Annotated in this window: 19 protein-coding genes; 10 read left to right on the top strand and 9 right to left on the bottom strand. The window is 71.0% G+C overall.

Annotated elements, in window-relative coordinates; translation table 11 throughout:
- Positions 1 to 68 precede the first annotated feature (68 nt).
- Both ACFXB5_RS35770 and ACFXB5_RS35765 read left to right on the top strand, forming a co-directional pair.
- Complete coding sequence (locus ACFXB5_RS35770; protein ID WP_385216049.1) at positions 69 to 1,406, top strand: gluconate:H+ symporter; 1,338 nt, start codon at positions 69 to 71, stop codon at positions 1,404 to 1,406.
- Positions 1,407 to 1,459: 53 nt separating this feature from the next.
- On the top strand, positions 1,460 to 2,788 hold the full coding sequence (locus tag ACFXB5_RS35765; protein ID WP_385216046.1) for an enolase C-terminal domain-like protein: 1,329 nt from the start codon (positions 1,460 to 1,462) through the stop codon (positions 2,786 to 2,788).
- Between the two features lie 67 nt (positions 2,789 to 2,855).
- Here ACFXB5_RS35765 and ACFXB5_RS35760 read toward each other — a convergent pair whose 3' ends face one another.
- The 6 genes from ACFXB5_RS35760 to ACFXB5_RS35735 form a co-directional block, all read right to left on the bottom strand.
- The gene (locus ACFXB5_RS35760; protein ID WP_385216044.1) at positions 2,856 to 3,230 is read right to left on the bottom strand and encodes a hypothetical protein; all 375 of its coding nucleotides are present in this window, start codon (positions 3,228 to 3,230) and stop codon (positions 2,856 to 2,858) included.
- 85 nt (positions 3,231 to 3,315) lie between these two features.
- Entirely contained in the window at positions 3,316 to 3,750 is a 435-nt protein-coding gene (locus ACFXB5_RS35755) for a roadblock/LC7 domain-containing protein (RefSeq protein WP_201851999.1), read from the bottom strand.
- Positions 3,751 to 3,787: 37 nt separating this feature from the next.
- Entirely contained in the window at positions 3,788 to 4,624 is an 837-nt protein-coding gene (locus tag ACFXB5_RS35750) for a transcriptional regulator (protein WP_385216040.1), read from the bottom strand.
- Positions 4,621 to 5,043, bottom strand: a complete 423-nt coding sequence (locus ACFXB5_RS35745) for a hypothetical protein (protein ID WP_385216038.1) — start codon at positions 5,041 to 5,043, stop codon at positions 4,621 to 4,623. The genes ACFXB5_RS35750 and ACFXB5_RS35745 overlap by 4 nt, the downstream gene beginning before the upstream one ends.
- Before the next feature lie 501 nt (positions 5,044 to 5,544).
- Positions 5,545 to 6,363: a DUF4142 domain-containing protein gene (locus ACFXB5_RS35740; RefSeq protein ID WP_385216035.1), complete on the bottom strand. Its 819-nt coding sequence runs from the start codon at positions 6,361 to 6,363 to the stop codon at positions 5,545 to 5,547.
- A gap of 130 nt (positions 6,364 to 6,493) precedes the next feature.
- Positions 6,494 to 7,414, bottom strand: a complete 921-nt coding sequence (locus ACFXB5_RS35735; RefSeq protein ID WP_385216032.1) for a LysR substrate-binding domain-containing protein — start codon at positions 7,412 to 7,414, stop codon at positions 6,494 to 6,496.
- 116 nt (positions 7,415 to 7,530) lie between these two features.
- Between ACFXB5_RS35735 and ACFXB5_RS35730 the strand changes: the two genes are divergently transcribed.
- The 6 genes from ACFXB5_RS35730 (at position 7,531) to ACFXB5_RS35705 (ending at position 13,679) form a co-directional block, all read left to right on the top strand.
- Complete coding sequence (locus tag ACFXB5_RS35730; RefSeq protein WP_385216030.1) at positions 7,531 to 8,517, top strand: hydroxyacid dehydrogenase; 987 nt, start codon at positions 7,531 to 7,533, stop codon at positions 8,515 to 8,517.
- 64 nt (positions 8,518 to 8,581) lie between these two features.
- Complete coding sequence (locus ACFXB5_RS35725; RefSeq protein WP_385216027.1) at positions 8,582 to 9,712, top strand: mandelate racemase/muconate lactonizing enzyme family protein; 1,131 nt, start codon at positions 8,582 to 8,584, stop codon at positions 9,710 to 9,712.
- Positions 9,713 to 9,750: 38 nt separating this feature from the next.
- A complete protein-coding gene (locus ACFXB5_RS35720) occupies positions 9,751 to 11,064 on the top strand; it encodes an ABC transporter substrate-binding protein (RefSeq protein ID WP_385216024.1) in 1,314 nt (437 codons plus the stop codon).
- Between the two features lie 12 nt (positions 11,065 to 11,076).
- Positions 11,077 to 12,030 carry a carbohydrate ABC transporter permease gene (locus ACFXB5_RS35715; protein ID WP_385216021.1) on the top strand — a complete coding sequence of 318 codons (954 nt, stop codon included), beginning with the start codon at positions 11,077 to 11,079 and terminating at the stop codon, positions 12,028 to 12,030.
- Positions 12,020 to 12,880, top strand: a complete 861-nt coding sequence (locus tag ACFXB5_RS35710) for a carbohydrate ABC transporter permease (protein ID WP_385216018.1) — start codon at positions 12,020 to 12,022, stop codon at positions 12,878 to 12,880. Before ACFXB5_RS35715 ends, ACFXB5_RS35710 begins: the two co-directional genes overlap by 11 nt.
- Positions 12,881 to 12,884: 4 nt before the next feature.
- Positions 12,885 to 13,679, top strand: coding sequence for a sugar phosphate isomerase/epimerase family protein (locus ACFXB5_RS35705; RefSeq protein ID WP_385216015.1), 795 nt, complete (start codon positions 12,885 to 12,887; stop codon positions 13,677 to 13,679).
- A gap of 71 nt (positions 13,680 to 13,750) precedes the next feature.
- Here the strand turns inward: ACFXB5_RS35705 and ACFXB5_RS35700 are convergent, their stop codons facing one another.
- Entirely contained in the window at positions 13,751 to 14,677 is a 927-nt protein-coding gene (locus ACFXB5_RS35700) for a right-handed parallel beta-helix repeat-containing protein (RefSeq protein WP_385216012.1), read from the bottom strand.
- Between the two features lie 130 nt (positions 14,678 to 14,807).
- Between ACFXB5_RS35700 and ACFXB5_RS35695 the strand changes: the two genes are divergently transcribed.
- Entirely contained in the window at positions 14,808 to 17,264 is a 2,457-nt protein-coding gene (locus ACFXB5_RS35695; protein ID WP_385216010.1) for a GH92 family glycosyl hydrolase, read from the top strand.
- Positions 17,265 to 17,268: 4 nt separating this feature from the next.
- Here ACFXB5_RS35695 and ACFXB5_RS35690 read toward each other — a convergent pair whose 3' ends face one another.
- Positions 17,269 to 17,670, bottom strand: coding sequence for a DUF3662 domain-containing protein (locus tag ACFXB5_RS35690; RefSeq protein ID WP_385216007.1), 402 nt, complete (start codon positions 17,668 to 17,670; stop codon positions 17,269 to 17,271).
- A 56-nt stretch (positions 17,671 to 17,726) separates the two neighbouring features.
- Positions 17,727 to 19,391, bottom strand: a complete 1,665-nt coding sequence (locus ACFXB5_RS35685) for a purple acid phosphatase family protein (protein ID WP_385216004.1) — start codon at positions 19,389 to 19,391, stop codon at positions 17,727 to 17,729.
- Positions 19,392 to 19,559: 168 nt separating this feature from the next.
- On the opposite strand from ACFXB5_RS35685, the gene ACFXB5_RS35680 reads away from it, so the two are divergent.
- Positions 19,560 to 20,136, top strand: a 577-nt coding sequence (locus ACFXB5_RS35680; RefSeq protein WP_385216001.1) for a MarR family winged helix-turn-helix transcriptional regulator, incomplete at its 3' end; no start/stop codon positions are given.

Here is a 20,136-nt window from a genome sequence, read left to right as displayed (position 1 = left end):
CTTGGTCCGTCTGGCAGCCGTTCGAGTCTCCGGCTCAACCGGCCGCAGTTCAAAGGGGAACTGAAGACATGCCTCTAGTCGTCGTCGGAATCAGCGTGGCGATCCTGCTGTTCCTCATGACCAAGCTGAAGCTCAACGGCTTCATCGCCCTGCTCCTCGTGGCCGTCGGCGTCGCGCTGGTGCAGGGGGTCGAGATGGAGAAGATCCCCGATGTCCTCGGAGAGGGCGTCGGGGGTCAGATCGGCGACACCATGCTCGTCGTCGGCCTGGGCGCCATGGTCGGCCGGGTCATGGGCGACTGCGGCGCGGCCCAGCGCATAGCCAACACCCTCATCGACACCTTCGGACTGCGCTGGGTCCAGGTGGCGATGGTGGTCACCGCCATGCTCATCGGCGTGACCATGTTCTACGAGGTGGCCTTCGTCATCATCGTGCCGGTGGCGTTCACCATCGTCCGGGTCACCCGCAAGAACCTGCTGTGGGTCGGGCTTCCGATGTCCATCGCCCTGTCCACCATGCACAGCTTCCTGCCGCCCCACCCCGGGCCCACCGCGGTGGCCTCGACCTTCCACGCCTCCGTCGGCCTGACCCTGTTCTACGGGCTGTTCATCGCCGTTCCGGCCGGTGCGCTGATCGCCCTGGTGTGGCCGCGCCTTCCGTTCGTCCGCCGGATGGATCCCGAGATCCCCAAGGGGCTGGTCAGCGAGCGCACCTTCACCGAGGAGGAGATGCCGGGCCTCGGCTGGTCGCTGTCGGTGGCCCTGGTCCCGGTGGTGCTGATCGCGGGCGCCGCGGTGACCGACATGGCCGTGTCCGGCTCCAGCCCGGTCCTGCACTTCATCACCTTCATCGGATCCGCGCCGATCGCCCTGCTGCTGACCCTGCTGCTTGCGGTGTGGGCGTTCGGCCCGCGGATCGGCCGGAGCCTGTCCGAGGTCAGCGCCTCCTGCAACTCCGCCGCCCAGGCGATGGCGATGATCCTGCTGGTCATCGGGGCCGGTGGCGCGTTCAAGAATGTCCTGGTCGAGGGCGGGATATCCGACTACATCAAGGACCTCACCGACGACTGGTCCATCTCGCCGATCATCCTCGCCTGGCTCATCGCCGTCGTCCTGCGGATCGCGCTCGGATCCGCCACGGTCGCCGTGGTCACCGCCGCCGGTGTGGTGCAGCCGCTCCTGGAGAACAGCGGAGTCCACCCCGAGCTGATGGTCCTCGCCGTCTCCTGCGGATCGATCGCCTTCAGCCATGTGAACGACCCCGGCTTCTGGATGTTCAAGGAGTACTTCAACCTCTCCGTCATCGACGCCATCAAGGCGCGCACCACCTACACCACCGTGCTCGCGGTCCTCGGCCTCGGCGGCGTGCTGGCCGTCGTGGCCGCCCTCGAAGCACTCAATGTCTGACACTCGAGGTCCGACACTCAACGTCTGACCGCTCCCGACCCAAGGACGCCACGATGAGCCAGCCGACCGTCACCTCGTTCTCCGTCTACCCGGTCGCCGGCCGGGACAGCATGGAGCTGAACCTCTCCGGCGCCCACGGCCCCTACTTCACCCGCAACGTGGTGGTCCTCGAGGACTCCGAGGGCCGTACCGGACTGGGCGAGGTGCCCGGCGGTGAGAAGATCACCCAGACGCTGCGGGACGCCGAGTCCCTCGTCGTCGGGGCACGGGTGGGCGACTACAAGCGGGTGCTGCGCGATATCGGGCAGCGGTTCGGCGATCGCGACGCCGGGGGACGGGGCACCCAGACCTTCGATCTGCGCACCACCGTGCACGCCGTCACGGCCGTCGAGTCGGCCCTGCTGGACCTGCTGGGGCAGCATCTGGAGGTGCCCGTCGCGGCGCTCCTGGGCGACGGGCAGCAGCGCGACTCGGTACGGGTCCTGGGCTATCTGTTCTACGTCGGCGACCCCGGCCGGACCGATCTGGAGTATGTCCGGGAACCCGACGCCGACGCCGAGTGGTACCGCATCCGCCACGAGGAGGCGCTGACCCCCGAGGCGATCGTCCGTCAGGCCGAGGCCACCTACGACCTCTACGGCTTCGCGGACTTCAAGCTCAAGGGCGGGGTCCTGGAGGGAAACGAGGAGGTCAAGGCGGTACGGGCGCTCAAGGAGCGGTTCCCCGAGGCCCGTATCACCCTGGACCCCAACGGCGCCTGGTCGCTGCGCGAGGCGATCGAACTGTGCCGGCCGCTGCTCGGCACGCTCGCCTACGCCGAGGACCCGTGCGGCGCCGAGGACGGCTACTCCGGCCGGGAGATCCTGGCCGAGTTCCGGCGGGCCACCGGACTGCCCACGGCCACCAACATGGTCGCCACGGACTGGCGGCAGATGACCCACGCGCTGGCGCTGCAGTCCGTCTCCATCCCGCTGGCCGACCCCCACTTCTGGACCATGCAGGGGTCGGTACGGGTGGCCCAGCTCTGCCATGAGATGGGCCTGACCTGGGGCTGCCACTCCAACAACCACTTCGACATCTCCCTGGCGATGGTGGCCCACTGCGGAGCCGCCGCCCCGGGCGCGTACAACGCCCTGGACACCCACTGGATCTGGCAGGAGGGGCTGGAGCGGCTCACCGTCGAGCCACCGCGGATCGCCGGTGGTGAGATCGCCATCCCGGACGCCCCCGGGCTGGGGATCCGGCTCGACCGCGACCGGCTCCTCGCCGCCCACGCCCTCTACCAGGAGAAGGCGCTGGGGGCGCGGGACGACGCGGTGGGCATGCGCTATCTCATTCCGGGCTGGACCTTCGACAACAAGCGCCCCTGCCTGGTGCGTTAGCGTGCCCCGTCCGGTGGGTCGGACCGACCCACCGGATTCAACAGCGCATGGATCGGGGCCGTACGGCTCAGACCTCCAGGTCGGCCTCGATCTTGCGCAGCTGGTGGCGTGCCATGGCCAGATTGGCCCGGTTCTTGTCCAGCGCCAGATAGAGGAAGAGACCCTGGCTGTCCCGGCCCTTCAGCAGCCGGATCAGGTGGTACTGGGTGCCGAGGGTGATGAGGATGTCCTCGATGCCGTCCTGCAGACCGAGCTGCTCCATGGTCCGCACCTTGGCGCGCACCACATCGGTGTTGCCCGCCGCGGCCACCGTCAGGTCGAGCTCCTTTCCTCCGCCCACGGTGCCGAGGGCCATCCCGCTGGAGTAGTCGACCAGCGCGGCGCCGAGGGTGCCCTCGATGGACGTCATCGCCTCTTTGAGCGCGGTCTGGGTGTTCGCCATGATCGTGGCTGTTCCTTTCGATATCAGTGATGTGCGGTCGGGTCTCGGCGCGCGGTGTGCGCGCCGGGTGGGGGAGGTCGTGGGGTCAGGGCTGTTCGGCCCTGCTGAGGGCGCCGCCCACCAGATCGGCGAGCCGGGCGCCCGAGCGCCGGGCCTCCATATGGAGACGGCCGACGTTGGTGCGGTCACCGGCCAGTACGGTCAGTACGGCCGTGGACCCCGCGGCGTAGGTGGCCACATAGCCGTTCTCGCCGCGGACCAGCAGTTCACGGAAGGCGCCCCGCCCGGTGGCACCCGCCAGCGACTGCGCCACCCCGAGGGCCGCGGCGGTCAGCGCCGCCACGCCCTCGGGCTCGATGGTGGCCGTGTCATGCGCCAGCACCACGCCATCGCTGGTGGCGGCGAGGGCGCCGGTCACATGGGTCACCCGGGCCCGCAGCCGGCGCAGCTCCTCCAGCACCTCGGGCTCGGCGGCCAGCAGCCACTTCCGCTCCGTGCGCTGCCGCAGGGTGAGCCTCATGACGCCGCGCACGGGGCGGGCGGGTCGGTCGGGGGAATCACAGGGTTGCCTCCAAGGCGTCGCGGAGCCGACGCAGCAGGTCGATATCGGGATCGGTGAAGACGACCGCGCCGGGACCGCGGTCCGGGGCGGTCGGCGCGGAAGTGGCGGAACCGGCGGGCGGGCCGGGGCGGCCCGGATGTTCCGGAGGTGTGGAGCGTGGGGTGGCGACATGGCCCGCCGCCGCCAGCCGCCGTATGTCGATCAGCGTGTGGAAGGCGGGTCGGCCCAGCTCGCGGGCGATACGGGCGGGGGTGCGGACCCCGTCGGCCAGCGCCAGCACCGCGCGCTGACGGGGGGTGACGGCCGGGGCGCGGCCATCCGGTCGGCGCAGCACCACCGGCTCCGTGTCCACCTGCGGATACGGCCACAGGGCGGCCAGCAGCTTGCCGCGGCGCCGGGTCTCGCGCTCGACGGCCACCGCGCCCACCGGGCGCACCGGCCCGAGCCAGTGGGCCGCGCCCCGCTGGAAGCCGCGAGGGCCGCTGCCGTGTCCCAGCGCGAAGTACGCCGCGTCGAACAGCGCGCCCAAATGGCAGATCTCCAGCTCCGCGCCCGACAGCCGGCCGCTTTCGACGAGGAACCGCCCGACCCCGCCGGCCCGGCCGGTCCGGCCCACCGCCTCCCGCCAGCTGTCGGCGGTCAGCCGCCCACCGGTGGTGAGCAGTACCTCGATCCCGGGGGCCACGGGGCTCTCGGCGTGCACCACCTGGCCGTCCCGGAGATAGACCGTGCCCGCGTCGCACAGCAGGGCGCCGCTGGCCCGCTCGTCGGCGAGCCCGGTGAGGCTGGGGGCGTGCCCGGTCCGCGCCCCGGTCCGGTGAGGCAGGCTCATATCAGTGCCAGCCGCCCGCACAGGTCGCGCAGCCGGATCCGGGCGAGCGCCAGATTGCCCTCCCGGCGGTCGAGCCACAGATAGAAGAAGACGCCGCTGTCGAAGGCCGTGTCGACGAAGCGCAGCAGGTGGTAGCAGGTGCGGGTGGTGACGATGACGTCCTCGACGGCGGGCTCCACGTCCGCCTCGTCGGCGTCGGCGCCGCTCTTGTCGCTCCCGGGGCCCAGCGCGGCGAACGCCCGCTGCTCGGCGGCCATCCGGGCGAGCTCCGCCGTCTCCGCCGCGGTGGCCTCGGGGTCCTCGTCGCGTACCTCGCCGACCATGCCGAGCGCGAGTCCGCTGGTCCACTCGATCACGGCGGCTCCGCGCGCGCCGTTCACGGTCATCGCTTCCAGTAAGCACTCGTCGATTCCGGGCATGCGGCCTCCCCTCCCTGCGTCACCCATGGCGGGCGCCCACTGGTGGCGCTTCGCCAGTGACGGTGAGGTTACGCAGGGTTCAGCTGTTGGGGGTCAAATCCAGTAATGCTCGGAAATGGCGGGCGGCGCGTAGTAGGGTCCGCCGCCCCATGGGCCCCGTAGGTCTCGGCAGCCCCCGCCCGGGGCCGTGCCGGGCCCGGTCATCGGCCCTCTGAACGATTCCTAGCGGGTGCGGGGCCCGCCGGGCCACAGCCGGGCGGGCGCATATTCCACCGTCCTATTGCAGACGTGGTGGATGGGTCAGTAGACGGTCGTGCGTTGGTCGAGTACGCATACGCGTGGAGCCGGGGCGCGGCGCGGTGCCCGCCGGGGGTGGTCAGGAGGCTCTCCCGGAGCCGTTTCGCACCCCCGCGGCGCACAGAGTGGCGTGATTTGACGGTACCGATGTGGCGGAAACCGCCCGCGTTTCACCCGGCTTGTCTGCGCTCTCCTGACGGAGTGTTACGGAACGGCGGGCGCGGAGGGGGAGGAGGTGGCGCCCGGAGTGGTCGGGGAGGCCGAGGAGCCCGGCGCGTCGTCGACCGGGGCGGGCGGGGACGGCGTGGGCGGTTCACCCTTCCCCTCGAGCGAGGCCGGCTTCTTGAGGACGACCATGGGCTCACCGGGCTTGGGCAGCACCGGCTTGGTGAAGTTCGGGCCTTGGGTCGGGGTCGCGGTGATCTGGGCGGGAAGCCGCTCGTAGTCGACCATCCCGGTGTTCTCCATCTGCGTGATGTGGTCCAGCACCGTGTTGTTGGCCTGGGTGGCGAGCTGACGCACCAGGGTGTTCTTGCTGGTCGCCCGGATCTTGGCGATGGAGCTGAAGATCTGGCCGTGGGTGATGCGCAGGATCTGGGCCATCTGGCTGTCGAAGTTCTTGCCCGTGGCGGCCGTCAGGGTGTCCAGGAACCCCTGCTGCTGCGGCGTGGGCTTGTTGGGCAGGGTGATGCCGAGTTTGGGGGCGATGTCGCGCGAGGCGTCGTCCAGTTGCGCATGCCCCACGATCAGATGTTCACCGGCCGTCTTCACCGCCGCCGTGGTGCCCTTCTTGAGGGCCAGCTCACCGACGGGGTACTCCCACAGTCCGGCGAGCCGGACCTTGACCACGAAGTCCCGGTCGGCGCCGGTGAGCGGTCCGTACTGCGTCGTGCTCGTCTTCGCCAGGTTCGTCTGGTTCGTCTGCTGCACACCCGTCAGGACGGGCGACATGATCACACCGAGGGTGACCACCACGGAACCTATGAGGAGGGAGGTACCTGTCACGAAGTACCGGGATCGCATAGAGCCTCCTGGCGGGGACGCCGGTCGTTGTGCGGAGCAGTGTCTGCCCGTGCTTGCACCGGCGAATACGGATCACGAAGGCCCTCTGCTCAATGGCCTGGCGGCTGTTTATATATCTTTGGACCGTTACTTACTGCCGCATATGGCCTATCTCACAGCCGCCTCCCGAACGCTCCTGGTTGAGGACGTCCACCAGCCGCTGGAGGGCCGGGTTGGGGCTGTCCGGGCTCCAGCAGGCGTGGAGAGTGACGGAGTGGGCGTCGGCCGGGGCCAGTTCGCGATAGCGGACGCCGTGGACGCCCATGGTCATGATCGAGCGGGGGATCAGGGCGCAGCCCAGGCCCGCGCGGACCAGGGCGAGCATGGTGGGGACCTGGGAGGTCAACTGGCTGACGGCGTAGCGGTCCACGCCGATCATCGCGGCGCAGATGTCGTGCAGATAGCGGGAGCCCTCGGGGCTGTAGCCGATGTAGTCATCGGCCACATCGGTCAGGGCGACGGGGGTGTCCTCGTCGCCATGGGCCAGCGGATGGCCGGAGGGGACCGCGAGGACGAGGTCCTCGGAGTGGACCGGGAGCGAGGCGTACCCCTCGGGGATGGGCGGCCGCACCAGCCCCAGGTCGATGCGCAGCTCCGAGAGGGCGGCGAACTGATCGGGGCTGACCAGTTCGGTCAACTCGACGGTGACATCGGGGAGATGCCGTTTCACCAGATCCAGCACGTCGGCCAGGATGGCGTACGCGCCGATCGCGGTGAAGGCCAGCCGCAGGGTGCCGGTGCGGCCCTCGGCGGCGCGGCGGGTGGCGGTCGGCGCGGCCTCCAGCAGGGCCAGCACCCGGTGGCAGTGGTCGAGGAAGACCCGGCCCGCCGCGGTGATCCGGGCGCCTCGTCCGGTGCGCTCGAACAGGACGACGTCCAGGGCGCGTTCCAGCGCCTGGATCTGACGGGTCAGCGGGGGCTGGGTCATATTGAGGCGGGCGGCGGCACGGCCGAAGTGCTGCTCCTCCGCCACCGCCACAAAGCCGCGGAGCTGCTGCAGGGAGAGGTTCATGCCCTCACGGTATGGGGCGATGCGAAAGCGGGCTTGGACGGGCATGGCGGCATGCCCCTACGGTCATGACGACCGCCACAGGGCAGATCCGCGCCGATCCCGTCCGAGGAGCCAGGTTGTCCAGACTCGCCATCGCCATGACCCCCCAGCGTGCCACCGATGTGATCAGCGCCGAGGCCCGGCGGCTGATGGAGAAACGTTACGAGGTGAGCTGGGCCGATGAGCCGCTGACCGCGGACGTGGTGGCCCGGCTCGCCGTCGGCAGCGATGTGCTGCTGACCAGCTGGGGCACACCCCGTCTGGACCGGGCGATCTGGGCCGGCGGCGATGGCCCCCGGGTGGTGGCCCACGCCGCCGGGACGGTGAAGAAGCTCATCGACCGCGAGGTGCTCGACCAGGGCGTCGCGGTCTTCTCGGCCGCCGGGCGGATCGCCTGGTCCGTGGGGGAGTACTGCCTGGCGGCGATGCTCACCCTGGCCCGCCGGCTGCCGCTGTTCGACACCGCGATACGCGCCGGCGGCTGGAAGCAGAGCGGCTTCCGGGGCGGTGAACTCACCGGCCGCCGGGTGGGCGTGCTCGGCGCGAGCTCCACGGCCCGCGCCCTGATCACCCTGCTCAGGCCGTTCCGCTGCGAGGTGGTGGTGTACGACCCGTATCTGGACCAGGAGGCGGCCGCCGCGCTGGGGGTGCGGACCGCCACGCTGGAGGAGGCCCTCGGCTGCCCGTTCGTCTCCGTCCATGTGCCCGATCTCCCCGACACCCGGGGCCTGGTGAGCGCCCGGCTCATCGAGCGGATCCCCGACCACGCCGTGGTCGTCAACTCCGCCCGGGGACCGGCCGTCGACCAGGGCGCGCTGCTCGAACAGGTCCTGGCGGGGCGGCTGTTCGCCGCGCTGGACGTCTTCGACCCCGAGCCGCCGCAGCTCGGCGAGTCCGTACTGGGCTGCCCGAACCTGTTGCTCACCCCGCATATCGCCGGGGACACCGTGGACGGGCATCTGGCGCTGGCCGGATATGTGATGGCGGATGTGGCCGACTGGCTGGACAAGGGTGTCCGCGGTCCGAGCTTCGTGGACCCCGCCTCCTGGCCCATCGCCGCCTGACCGGCCCCCGCGCTCCGCATCCGGCCGTGTCCGTCATCGACCTTATGTCAGGAGTCACTTCACCATGTCGCGTATCACGGCGGTCGAGGTCTTCCCCGTGGCCGTGCCGTTCGCCCGGCGGTTCGTGCTGGGCAGCGGCGCCGTCGGCACCCCCGATCAGGCGGGGTCGGTCATCTTCGTCAAGCTGACCACCGAGGACGGGGTGGTCGGCTGGGGCGAACAGCGCGCCCTGCCCAGCTGGAGCTATGAGACCGCCGAGACGATCGCCGTCGTCATCAAGCGCCATCTGGCCCCCATCCTCCTCGAACTCACCCCGTTCGACGTGGAGTTGTTCCACACCCGGGCGAACCGCCGGCTGAGCCCCTCGGTGTCCAACGGCTTTCCGTTCGCCCGCGCCGCGGTGGACATCGCCCTGCACGACGCGGCCGGCAAGCTGGCCGGGCTGCCGGTCCACGCCCTGCTGGGCGGCAAGCTCCGGGACACGGTGCCGCTCTGCTCGGCCATCGGGGTGGGCGAGCCCGCCGCCGTCCGCGAACACGCCCACCAGTCCTCGGACTACACCGCCTACAAGGTGAAGATCGGAGGCGATCCCGCGGCGGACACCGCGGCCATCACCGCCGTCGCGGAGGTCGCCGCGGGCAAACCCCTCTGGCTGGACGCCAATCAGTCCTACCGGCCGACCGCCCTCACCCGCCTGATGGACGCGGTACGCGAGGTGCCGCACCTGTACTGCGTGGAGCAGCCCGTGCCGGGCACCGACACCCTCGCCCTGCGCCGGGTCCGGGACCTGATCAGCTTGCCGGTGGCCATCGACGAGGGCAGCTTCACCGCCCAGGACCTGGCCCGCACACTCCGCCTGGACGCCGCCGATCTGGTGGTCGTCAAGATCTGCAAATCCGGCGGGCTGCGCAACGCCCTGAAGACCGCCCAGGTCGCGCTGGCGGGCGGCCTGGAGGTGCTGGCCAGCGGGCTGACCGACTGCGGCATCGGCTTCGCGGCCGCGCTGCACCTCTTCAGCCAGCTGGAACTGGCCCTGCCCGCCGAACTGAACGGACCGGAGCTGCTGGCCGACCTCTACGTGGAGAACCTGGACATCGTCGCGGCCACCGCCACCGTCCCCTCCGGCCCCGGGCTCGGCGTCGAGGTCGACGAGGAACGCATCCGCGCCGAGTCCATGGACCTGGCCTGGTCCTGAACATCTGCGCACCCAGACCCAGCAGCGAGGAGACGACGATGTCTTCCAGCTTTTCCCGGCGTGCACTGCTCAAGGGGGCGGCCCTCGGCGGACTCGCCACCACGGGAGCCCTCGGCGGCTGCTCCTCCGGTCCGCCGCCCGGCACGGCCACCTGGTCCATGTGGTCCAGCAGCCCGGAGGAGAACCGGGTCTGGGCCGACTTCGGACGCTATGTCGAGCGGCGCATGCACATCAGATCGGCCTCGACCCTCACCCCCTCCGACGGCTACCCCACCAAACTCGATCTGCAGCTCGTCAGCGGAACGGCCGGTATGGTCACCGCCCTCAACGGCTGGCTGATCCCCACCTACGCCTCACGCGGCGCACACCGGCCGCTGGACGATCTCATCGCCGCGGACCCCGACTTCGACCTCGACGACTTCTACCCCGCCATCCGGTCCATCTCCTCGTTCGCCGGCCACACCTACGCCATCGGCTTCGACGTGGCACCGACCGTGCTCTACTACAACAGGACACTGCTCGAGCGGAACGGTGTCGATCCGCCGTCCCCGACCGAGCCCATGAGCTGGGACACCTTCCGGGATCTGGCCATCGAGCTGAGCAAGCCGAAGGACCAGTACGGCTTCACCTGCGCCCCGACCATCGACGACCTGGTGTCCTGGATCTACTGCGCCGGTGGCGATGTCCTCGACGGGGACCGTGACACCAGCCCCCTGGACGCCCCCGAGGCCCTGGAGGCGATCCACTACGTGGTCGGCCTGTTCGTCAAGGACCGGGTCACCCCGCCGATCGACAACCTGGTCGCCCAGAACGCCTCCGGCGCCTCCCTGGCCAACTTCCTCCAGGGCAACGTCGCCTTCATGCAGAACGGCCCCTGGCAGGTGCTCAATGTCCGCAAGGCCCCCTTCACATGGGACATCGTGCCCTTCCCCGCCGGACCGGCCGGATCCACACCGCGGGTGTCGGGCTCCAGCTTCGCCATCCCCTCAGGCGTCAAGGACGACGACCTCGACCTGGCGTGGCGACTGCTGAAGACCCTCACCAGCACGGGCGCGCTGAACATCTACGCACGGGCCGGGCGCAACAACCCCGCGCGGCTCTCCGCCGCGAGCGCCTTCGAACCGCCGCCCGCCAACCTCGGCATCGTCCAGCGGATCCTGAAGGGCGAGGTCGCCGGCGGCCATCCCTTCAACGTCACCACCAACTGGAACCGCGTCCGGCTGCTGCTGGGCCAGGACCTGCCCCGGGCCTTCCTCGGCCAGGTGAGCGTCCGCGACGCGATCGACGGTGTGATGCCGCGGCTGAACGCCCTGATGCGCCAGCACCGGGACGCCGTCCGCCAGGCCACCTGAGGAAGGATCACGATGGCTGTCGAAACCCCCGCCGCGGCGACCGCGGCCCCACGGCGCCCCCCGCGTGGCCCGCTGCGCCGCCCCCGGTTCTGGCGGAACGGCTCGGAGACGCTCGCCGCCTGGCTGTTCCTCCTGCCCAGCCTGGCCGGATTCCTGGTCTTCACCGCCGGACCGGTGGTCGCGGCCGGGGTGATCTCGCTGCTGGACTGGAACCTGTTCAGCCCGCCCCACTTCATCGGCCTGGACAACTTCGCCCGGCTCGGCCCGGACACCACCTTCTGGTCGGCGCTCGGCAACACCGCGTACTTCACCTTCGTCAGTGTGCCGCTGACACTGCTGGTCAGCCTCGGCCTGGCGCTGCTGCTCAACCAGGGGCTGCGGCGCATGGCGGTGTTCCGGTCGCTGCTCCTGCTGCCCTACGCGACGATCACCGTGGCGGTGGCCTTCGTCTGGGTCTGGCTCTACATCCCGCACGACGGGCTGATCAACGCGGTGCTCGGCGCCTTCGGAATCGACGGCCCGGCCTGGCTGATCTCGGACGACTGGGCCATGCCCGCCCTCATCCTGATGAGCGTCTGGAAGAGCTTCGGCTTCGGCATGGTGATCTTCCTCGCCGGGCTGCAGGCCATTCCACAGCAGCTCTACGAGGCGGCCAGGATGGACGGTGCCTCGCCCTGGCGGACCTTCCGCGCGGTGACGCTGCCCCTGCTGTCGCCCTCGGTGTTCTTCACCGTGGTCACCTCGATCATCGGTTCCTTCCAGGTCTTCGACCAGGCGCTGGTGATGACGGACGGCGGGCCGGGATCCAGCACCACCACACTCGTGATGTACATCTACCGGACCGGATTCCAGAACTACGAGCAGGGCTACGCGGCCGCGCAGTCGATGGTGTTGTTCGCCTTTATCGTCGTCATCACCGCGGCGCAGTTCCTGCTCCAGCGGAGGCTGGTGCACTATGACCTCTGACGTGCCCGCGCTCGCGGCCCTCCGCCGCTCGCCCGTGGCGGCCCGGCGGCTGCTGGTGTTCACCTGCTTCCTGGTCACCGCGGTCACCCTCACCCCCATCGTGATGATGGTGCTGGTGGCCTTCCAGTCCGACGCCGAGTCGATGGCGGCACGGCCGTCGTTCTGGCCCGGCAGCTGGCATCCGGAGAACATCGGCCGGGCCTTCGATCTCGTCCCGCTGGGCCGCTATCTGCTGAACACCGTCTTCTTCGCCGGGGGTACGGCGCTCCTGGAGACGGTCACCGCGGCGCTGGCCGCGTACGCCTTCGCCCGGCTGCGCTTCCGGGGCCGGAGCGTGCTGTTCGGCGTCTATCTGACCACCTTGATGATCCCCTCGCAGGTCACGCTGATCCCGCAGTTCATCCTGGTGGCGAAGTTGCACGGAGTGGACACCTGGCCCGGGATGATCCTGCCGCACGCCTTCACCGCGCTCGGGGTGTTCCTGCTCCGCCAGTTCTTCCTGGGCGTGCCCCGCGACTACGAGGAGGCCGCCCGCCTCGACGGGGCGAACCGCTGGCAGACGTTCATCCGGGTGATCGTCCCGCTGGCCATCCCGGCCATCGCCACCCTCGCGGTGTTCAAGTTCATCAGCCAGTGGAACAACCTGCTCTGGCCGCTGGTGATATCCAACAGCGACTCCACCAGGACCGCGGCGGTCGGCCTCCAGGTGTTCCAGTCCACCAACGGCACCCAGTGGAATCTGCTGCTGATGGCCGCCGCCATCACCACCGTGCCGCTCATCGTGCTCTTCTTCCTCACCCAGCGCTGGTTCGTCAAAGGCATCACCATGAGCGGGCTCGGAGGCCGCTGACACCATGACATTTCTCTGGTCCGTGTTCACCAAACCGTGGTCCACGCTGCCCGGCGACGCCCTGGGCGGGCTGGTGTCCGGCCTCGGCTTCACCGGTGCCGAGATCCCGGTCCGGGACACCGCGTACGTCACCCCGGGCGAAGCCGGACGGCTGCTGCCGGAGTTCACCGCGCGGCTGCGGGCGGAGGGCGTCGAGGTGATCAGCGTCGCGAGCGATCTCCGCGAACCCGTCTTCGCGGCGTGCCGGGAGGCGGGCGTGCCGATGATCCGGGTCATGGCCGAACTGGGCCCCGACGGCTACGCCGCCTCGGTCCGGCGGGCACGGCAACGGCTGGAGGACTCGGCGCCGCTCGCCGAGGGATATGGCGTCCAGGTCGGGGTGCAGCCGCACCACGGGCGCTATGTGTCCTCCGCGCTGGGGGTGATGGACCTCCTCGACGGTCTGCCGGTCGAGCACTTCCGGGTGATCTGGGACGCCGCCCATGACGCCCTGGCGGGCGACGATCCGCGGGTCACCCTGCCGCTGGTCGCCGAGCGGCTCGGCATCGTCAACCTCAAGAACGCCATCCATGTGCGCACCGAACCGACCGGTGAGGCCGTCGGCGGGCACTGGAAACCCTGGTTCGTGCCCGGCCCCGAGGGGCTGGCCGACTGGTCGGCGGCGCTCGGGCAACTGGCGGAGCTCGGTTTCACCGGCCCGGTGTGTCTGTCCGGGCAGTACTCCGACCCCGGCGTGCCGGTCGAGAAGCGCCTGGTGGCGGATCTGGCGGCGGCACGGGGCGCCGCGGGCGCCGCTTGACCAAACGTATCCCGGGGGGAGCGGGAGAACCCCGCGCCCCCGCTCCCCCCGGCTCCTCCTCCCAGAGGCTCCTACGGCAGGCCCCCCGGCTCCGGGCCCCGGTAACCCGGACGGGATGAGGCGTCGATGCCCACCTCGTAGCGGATACCGGGGTGGAGGGTGTTGCCGTCGACCCGGGCGCCGGTCGAGTGGTAGGCGAGGCCGATGGCGTGGTGGGTGGGGGCGGCGAACTCATTGCCGGTGATGGTGGCGTTCCGCACGTCCTCGAACATCAGCGCCTGGGAGGCGCGCAGCGTCTCGCAGTGGTTGCCCCTGATGGTGAAGTCGCCGGTGGTGCCGTGGCCCTCGCCCTCGCCGTCGTTCGGGCCCTCGGCCATCAGGCACATGTTGTCGATGTCCTCGCAGCGGTTGTTCTCGATGCGGACACGGTGGCTGGGCGGGGCGTCGCTGGCGAAGGTCTGCATGCAGTCGGCGTGCCGGCCACGGCTGTTGTCGGTGTCGCGGACGGTGTTGTGCGCGATGGTCAGATCGTCGCCGAAGAACCGGATGCCGTCGCCGTCCCCGCCCCTCGGGCCGATCACGGTGTTGTTCCGCACGGTGACGCGGTGGCCGGCCAGCTCGATCCCGGGCGCCTCCGGCCGGACGGACCGGAACCCGTCCACGATCACATCGTCGGCCTCGACGGTGATGCCGTCCACCGCGTCCCCGCCCCCGGCATAGGTGATCGGGCGCTCCCGGCTCCCGCCCCTGGTGATGACCAGCCGCTGCCGGGACAGATCGCCGTCGAAGCAGACGGTGTCCCCCGGCCTCGCCCGGCGCGCCGCCTCCCGCGGGGTGGCGGCGTGCAGGGTGCAGCGCTCGGTCCCCTTCCCGACGGTGAGCGACGTCGGCCCGGTGGCGCCCCGCCCCTGCGGCCACGACGGACGCGCCAGGGCGGCCAGGAGGGCGAGGACCGAGACGGCGAGAAAGCCGAGGACGAGTCTCCAGGTGATCCGCATGGCAGGCACCGTAGAGCGGGATCCCGGGGACCGGTCCCGCCGTCAGCCGAGCGTCGTCGGCGTCCGGTTCACTCCAGCGTCACCGTACGCCCCTAGGTTCACTCCGACACATGGAAGGGCGTGATCCCCGATGGAGACGCACAGAACGCGGCGAAAGAGACTCAGATACCGATCGGCGCTGGTCGGCGGGGGAGTGGCGGTGGCGGTCGGCGCGCTGCTCGCTCCGCTCGTCGAGGCCCCAGCGGCGAGCGCGGCGTCACGGGCCGACGAGGTACGTCACCCCGTCGACCAGGTGGACCCGCTGATCGGCTCCGCCGGCGGCGGCAACACCTACCCGGGCGCCAACCTGCCGTTCGGCATGATCGCCTGGTCCCCGACCAGCACCACCGGCGACCAGACCAACACCGCGGCGGCGAACGGCTATTCGTACGACACCACCCGGGTCCGGGGCTTCAGCCTCACCCATGTCAACGGCGCGGGCTGCCACCCCGGAGCCGCGGGCGATGTGCCGATCATGCCGTTCGTGGGCGAGGTCGACAGCTCTCCCACCGCCGACACCAAGGACCAGAAGTACGCCGCCACCTTCTCGCACGAAAAGGAGAAGGCCGAGCCCGGCCACTACCGGGTGGGGCTCGACTCGGGCGCGGCCGCCGATCTCGCGGTGAGCGAGCGGGCCGGTGTCGCCGACTTCTCCTTCCCCCAGGACGCCCCGGCCCGTCTGCTGTTCCGCACCTCCAACTCGCTCAACGGCAGCGAGAACGCGCATATCGAGATCGACCGCGAGCGGCACAAGGTCACCGGCTGGGTGCTCACCGGCGCGTTCTGCGGACGGCGCGCCAACGGCGGGGTGAACAACCGCAAGACCTACTACCGCCTCTACTTCAGCGCCTCGTTCGACCGTGCCTTCTCCACCGTGGGCACCTGGGAGAACGACCGGCTCTCACCCGGCGCCACCACCGCCGACGGCGGCGAGGGCTATCTCACCGGCGCCGACCGGGCCGGGCGCGGCTCCGGCGGATACGTCGGCTTCGACACCGCGCGGGACAACGATGTCCGGATGCGGCTCGGCATCTCGTACGTCTCCCTCGCGGGTGCCGAGGCCAATCTCCGCGCCGAGATAGCGCCCCGGGCGAGCGTCGCCGACGTGGCCGCCGCGGGACGGGCCGCCTGGGACCGCACGCTGCGCGCCATCCGCGTCAGCGGCGGCAGCGAGCCGCGCCGCACCGCGTTCTACACCGCCCTCTACCACGCGCTGCAGCAGCCCAACCTGATCAGCGACACCGACGGCCGCTACCCGGGCATGGACGGCACACCGCACCGCGTCGAGCGTGGGCAGACGGCGCAGTACAGCAACTTCTCCGGCTGGGACCAGTACCGCGCCCAGGTGCAGCTGCTCGCCCTGCTCCAGCCCAAGGTCGCCGGGGACTTCGCCCAGTCGCTGCTCAACTTCGCACGGCAGAACGGCGGGGTGTGGGACCGCTGGCTGCACATCAGCGGCGCCACCCATGTGATGACCGGCGACCCCTCCGCCGCCACGCTCGCCACCTTCTACGCCATGGGGGTGCGGAACTTCGACGCCAAGGGCGCCTTCGACTCCCTCTACCGGCAGGCCTCCGTCCCGCACCCCGACGGGCTCTCCGACAAGGGCTGCCCGGGGCAGTGCGAGGGCCAGCGTCCGGGCCTCGCCCAGTACCTGGAGTCCCGGTACGCGGCACAGGACGCCTGCCACTGCTGGGGCGGCGCCGCGGAGACCCTGGAGGACTCCGTCGCCGATGACGCGTTCGCCCGCTGGGCCCGGCTGCTCGGCCGCACGAAGGAGGCCGACGAGCTCGGCGCGCGCGGCGGCTACTGGCGCAATGTGTTCAACCCCCAGGCCACCGGCACGGCGGGATACATCCAGGCCAGGAACCGCGACGGCTCCTGGGTGACCCCCTTCGACCCGGCGTCCGACCGGGGCTTCGCCCAGGGCAGCGCGGCCACCTACACCTGGATGGTGCCGCAGGACGTCCAAGGGCTCGCCGGGGCCATGGGCGGCCGCGACCAGGCGGCGGCCCGGCTGGACGGCTTCTTCCACAAGCCCGACGGCTCCTGGTCGGTCCGCGGCGGCGATCCGCTCCGCTACGACCCCACCAACGAACCGGGCATCCACGCCCCCTGGCTCTACAACGCGCTCGGGCAACCCTGGAAGACCCAGGAGACCGTGCGCCAGATCGTCACCACCGTGTACGGCACCGGGCCGAAGGGGCTGCCCGGCAACGACGACCTGGGCACCATGTCCGCGTGGTACGTGTTCGCGGCGCTCGGCCTCTATCCGCAGGCCCCGGGGCGCGCCGAGGCACTGCTCACCGGACCGCTCTTCCCCCGCGCGGTGATCGCCCCGGCGGGACAGCGGCGCGTCCTGACCATCGACGCCCCGGACGCGTCCGACACCCACCCCTATGTGCACGCGGTGCGGGTGAACGGCCGGCCGCACGACACCTCATGGCTCGACGGCTCCGTGGTGCGCCAGGGCGGTTCGCTCTCCTTCGACCTGGCCGACCGGCCCGACACCAGCTGGGCCACCGACCCGGGCCGGCTGCCCCGCTGACGCGCTAGGCCGTCGCGTCGGCGAACGTGTCGGCGCGGATATGGGTCATGGGCCGGCCCACCACCCGGTACCTGCCGTTGGGCACCCGGTCGGACCGGGACACGTGCACGGTGAGCGGGCCGGCCCACTCATAGCCCTTGTCCTCCGCGTGCCGCATCAGATGATCCGTCAGCTCCTGCCCCACCTGACAGCCACGCCGGGTGAGCTCGTCGTGGACCGCGTCGGCGAGCTCGACGTCATAGACGTTGGGCACGACCACCCGGGTCGGTCCGCACACCACGGTGTGGCTGTCGCATTCCCGTCTCAGCGCGCCGAGGAGTTCGACGGGCTCGCGGCGGACCACCTTGGCCAGCAGCGATGCCTCCCAGCGCGCTATCGCCCGTTCCCATCGGTTCAGCGTCTGCATGCCCTCCCGCGTTCCCGAAAAGGATCACCTCATGCCCTCATCGGCGCGGCTCACCGTCATCGGCGCCGCTCACCGTCGCTACGGGTCCGCCGGAGCGTGAAGGTGTCCACGGGCTCGATACGGCCGTAGAGCCCGGTGACCGCGTAGTAGGTCACCGACATCGTGGTGGGGCCGCCCGGCTTGGTGCCGGGGTCGACGGTGAACGCGGCGAAGCCGTACGGGTTCACCCGGTCGCGCACCGCCGACCACGGGGCCGCCTCGGTCACATAGACCGGGGTCTTCCGGCCGTTCGCACCGGCGGCGCCGACACCGGTGATGACATTGCACCGCGGGGTGTCGAACAGGACGTCCATCGACGGGATCGAGGTGCCACCGCCACCGATGACCATGTGGACCGTTCCCTGGCCGGTGTCCACCAGATCGGTACGGGTGGCGGCGGGGGTCGGCGTCATCGTGTCGTTGGACTCCCGGCCGCGGATCGGGTGGGAGCGCTCATAGTGGTGTTCATGGCCGCAGACGACCAGGTCGACGCCGTACTTGTCGAAGAGCGGCAGCCACTCCTGCCGGATGCCGAGGTCGGCGCCGTTGCCCGGGTGGTCGGCCGTGGAGACGACCACCTGGTGCATGACGACCACGATCCAGTCGATGTCCCGGTCGGCCCGGGTCCGGGTGAGCTCGGCCTCCAGCCAGCGCCGCTGCGCCCCGCCGGAGTAGCCCCGCACATAGGTGTTTCCGGCGTCCTGAAGGGCCACGTCGTCATTGGCCAGGCTGACGACGCGCACCGAGCCGACGGTGAAGGCGTACCACAGCCCCTGGGTCTCGTCATCGCCGCCGTTGCCGGGCAGTGAGAAGTACGCCTGGTAGGCGTCGAACCCGATCGGCCCGTTGCCCAGCTCGTTCTCGTGGTTGCCGGCCGCGGGCATCCACGGCCGGAACCGCGAGGACCGGCTGGTCATGTCGAACCAGTCGGCCCAGGTGCGCAGCCGGTCCTCGGACAGATTGGCGTAGCACAGATCGCCGTTGATGAGGTGGAACAGGGGCGCGACCCGCTCGACGGCGGTGGTCACGTCGTTGGCGTACGGCGAGCCGAGGTTGTCGTTGAGATAGGTGAGCTTCTCGGTGATCTTCGGCGGCTTGGGACCGTTCAGCTTGCCCACCGTGGGCGTGCCCTGGTCGCCGAAGCTGGTGAAGGTGAACGGCGCCCGGCCGCCCGGCCCGGTGCGGAACGACCCCGCCTCCGGCGTCGCCCCGTCGTGGACGGCGGCGTAGACGTAGTCGGTGCCGGGGCGCAGCCGGCTCAGCCGGGCGTGGTGGACATACATGCTCTGCTGGGACTTGGCGTCGCGGTAGAAGGTGGTCCGCGCGGTGACCTCGGTGCCCATCCCATGGGAGGGGGTGCCGAGCATGACCCGCGGCCGTTTCACCGGGACCGGTGTCTGCCAGGACACCACGACCTCCCGCGCGGCGTCGGCCCCGAACTGCAGATGCAGCCCGCTCACCGGCGGCATCCCGGACCCCTCCGGCCGGGTCCACAGCACCGGCGAGGCCGCCACCGCCTCCTGCTGGGACAGATATGTGCCCGCACCGGCCGCCGCGGCGCCCGCCACGCCCAGCAGCCCCCGCCGGCTCACCCGGGACGTGGTCGATGTGGTGGCCGCCGTCGCCGATCTGGTGGCCGACGCTGCCGATGTGGTGGCCGTGTTCTTCGGTGTCGTCGTCATGGGGCGAAGCTCCCACGCACCCGCCGTCGCCGGACACCGCGGCGCCGTGAACAGCGCGGTACGGCGGGCTACCGGCGGACGACCGGACGGCGAACCCCGACAACCATCTCGGTGCACGGTGGCGGATGTGCGTTGCCAGGGGCGGTGGCGGCGCGCAGGCTGGTGTCCGTGAGCGATCGGGACGAGGAGCTGCGCGGGCTGGACGCGGTGCTGCAGGAGCTGCGCCACGCCCGCCACGGGCTGTACGGACCGCTGGTGCGGGAGCGCTTCCTGGGCGGGTTGCCCGCCGGTGTCACCCCGACCGGCTACCGGGTGCTGCGCTTCGTCGAGGCCAGCTCCCCACCGCCGCCCACCGTGTCCGATATCGCCGCCCTGCTGCTGTCCGACCGGGCCCGCGCCGTGCGCGTCGTGGACCGGCTGACGGCGGCGGGGCTGGTGACCCGGGTACGGGACACCGTGGACCGCCGGATACGAAGGGTGGCGCTGACCGACACCGGGCGCCGCCATGTCGCCCTGGCGGCCACCCGGCGGACCCGGCTGCTGGGCGAGGCCATCGCGGACTGGCCGGACGAGGACCTCGCCCGGCTGACGGACTACCTGGAGCGGCTCAACGCCTCCGTGGCCCGCCATCTGCCGGTGCCCGGCGCGCCCGAGGCATCCGGCGCGCCCGAGGCATCCGGCGCGCCCGAGGCATCCGGCGCGCCCGAGGTGTCCGACGCGCCCGAGGTGTCCGGCGATGGGTGGG

This window comes from Streptomyces sp. NPDC059455 (genome assembly GCF_042750115.1).
GTDB lineage: Bacteria > Actinomycetota > Actinomycetes > Streptomycetales > Streptomycetaceae > Streptomyces > Streptomyces endocoffeicus.
This window is presented reverse-complemented; position numbering and strand designations above follow the sequence as displayed.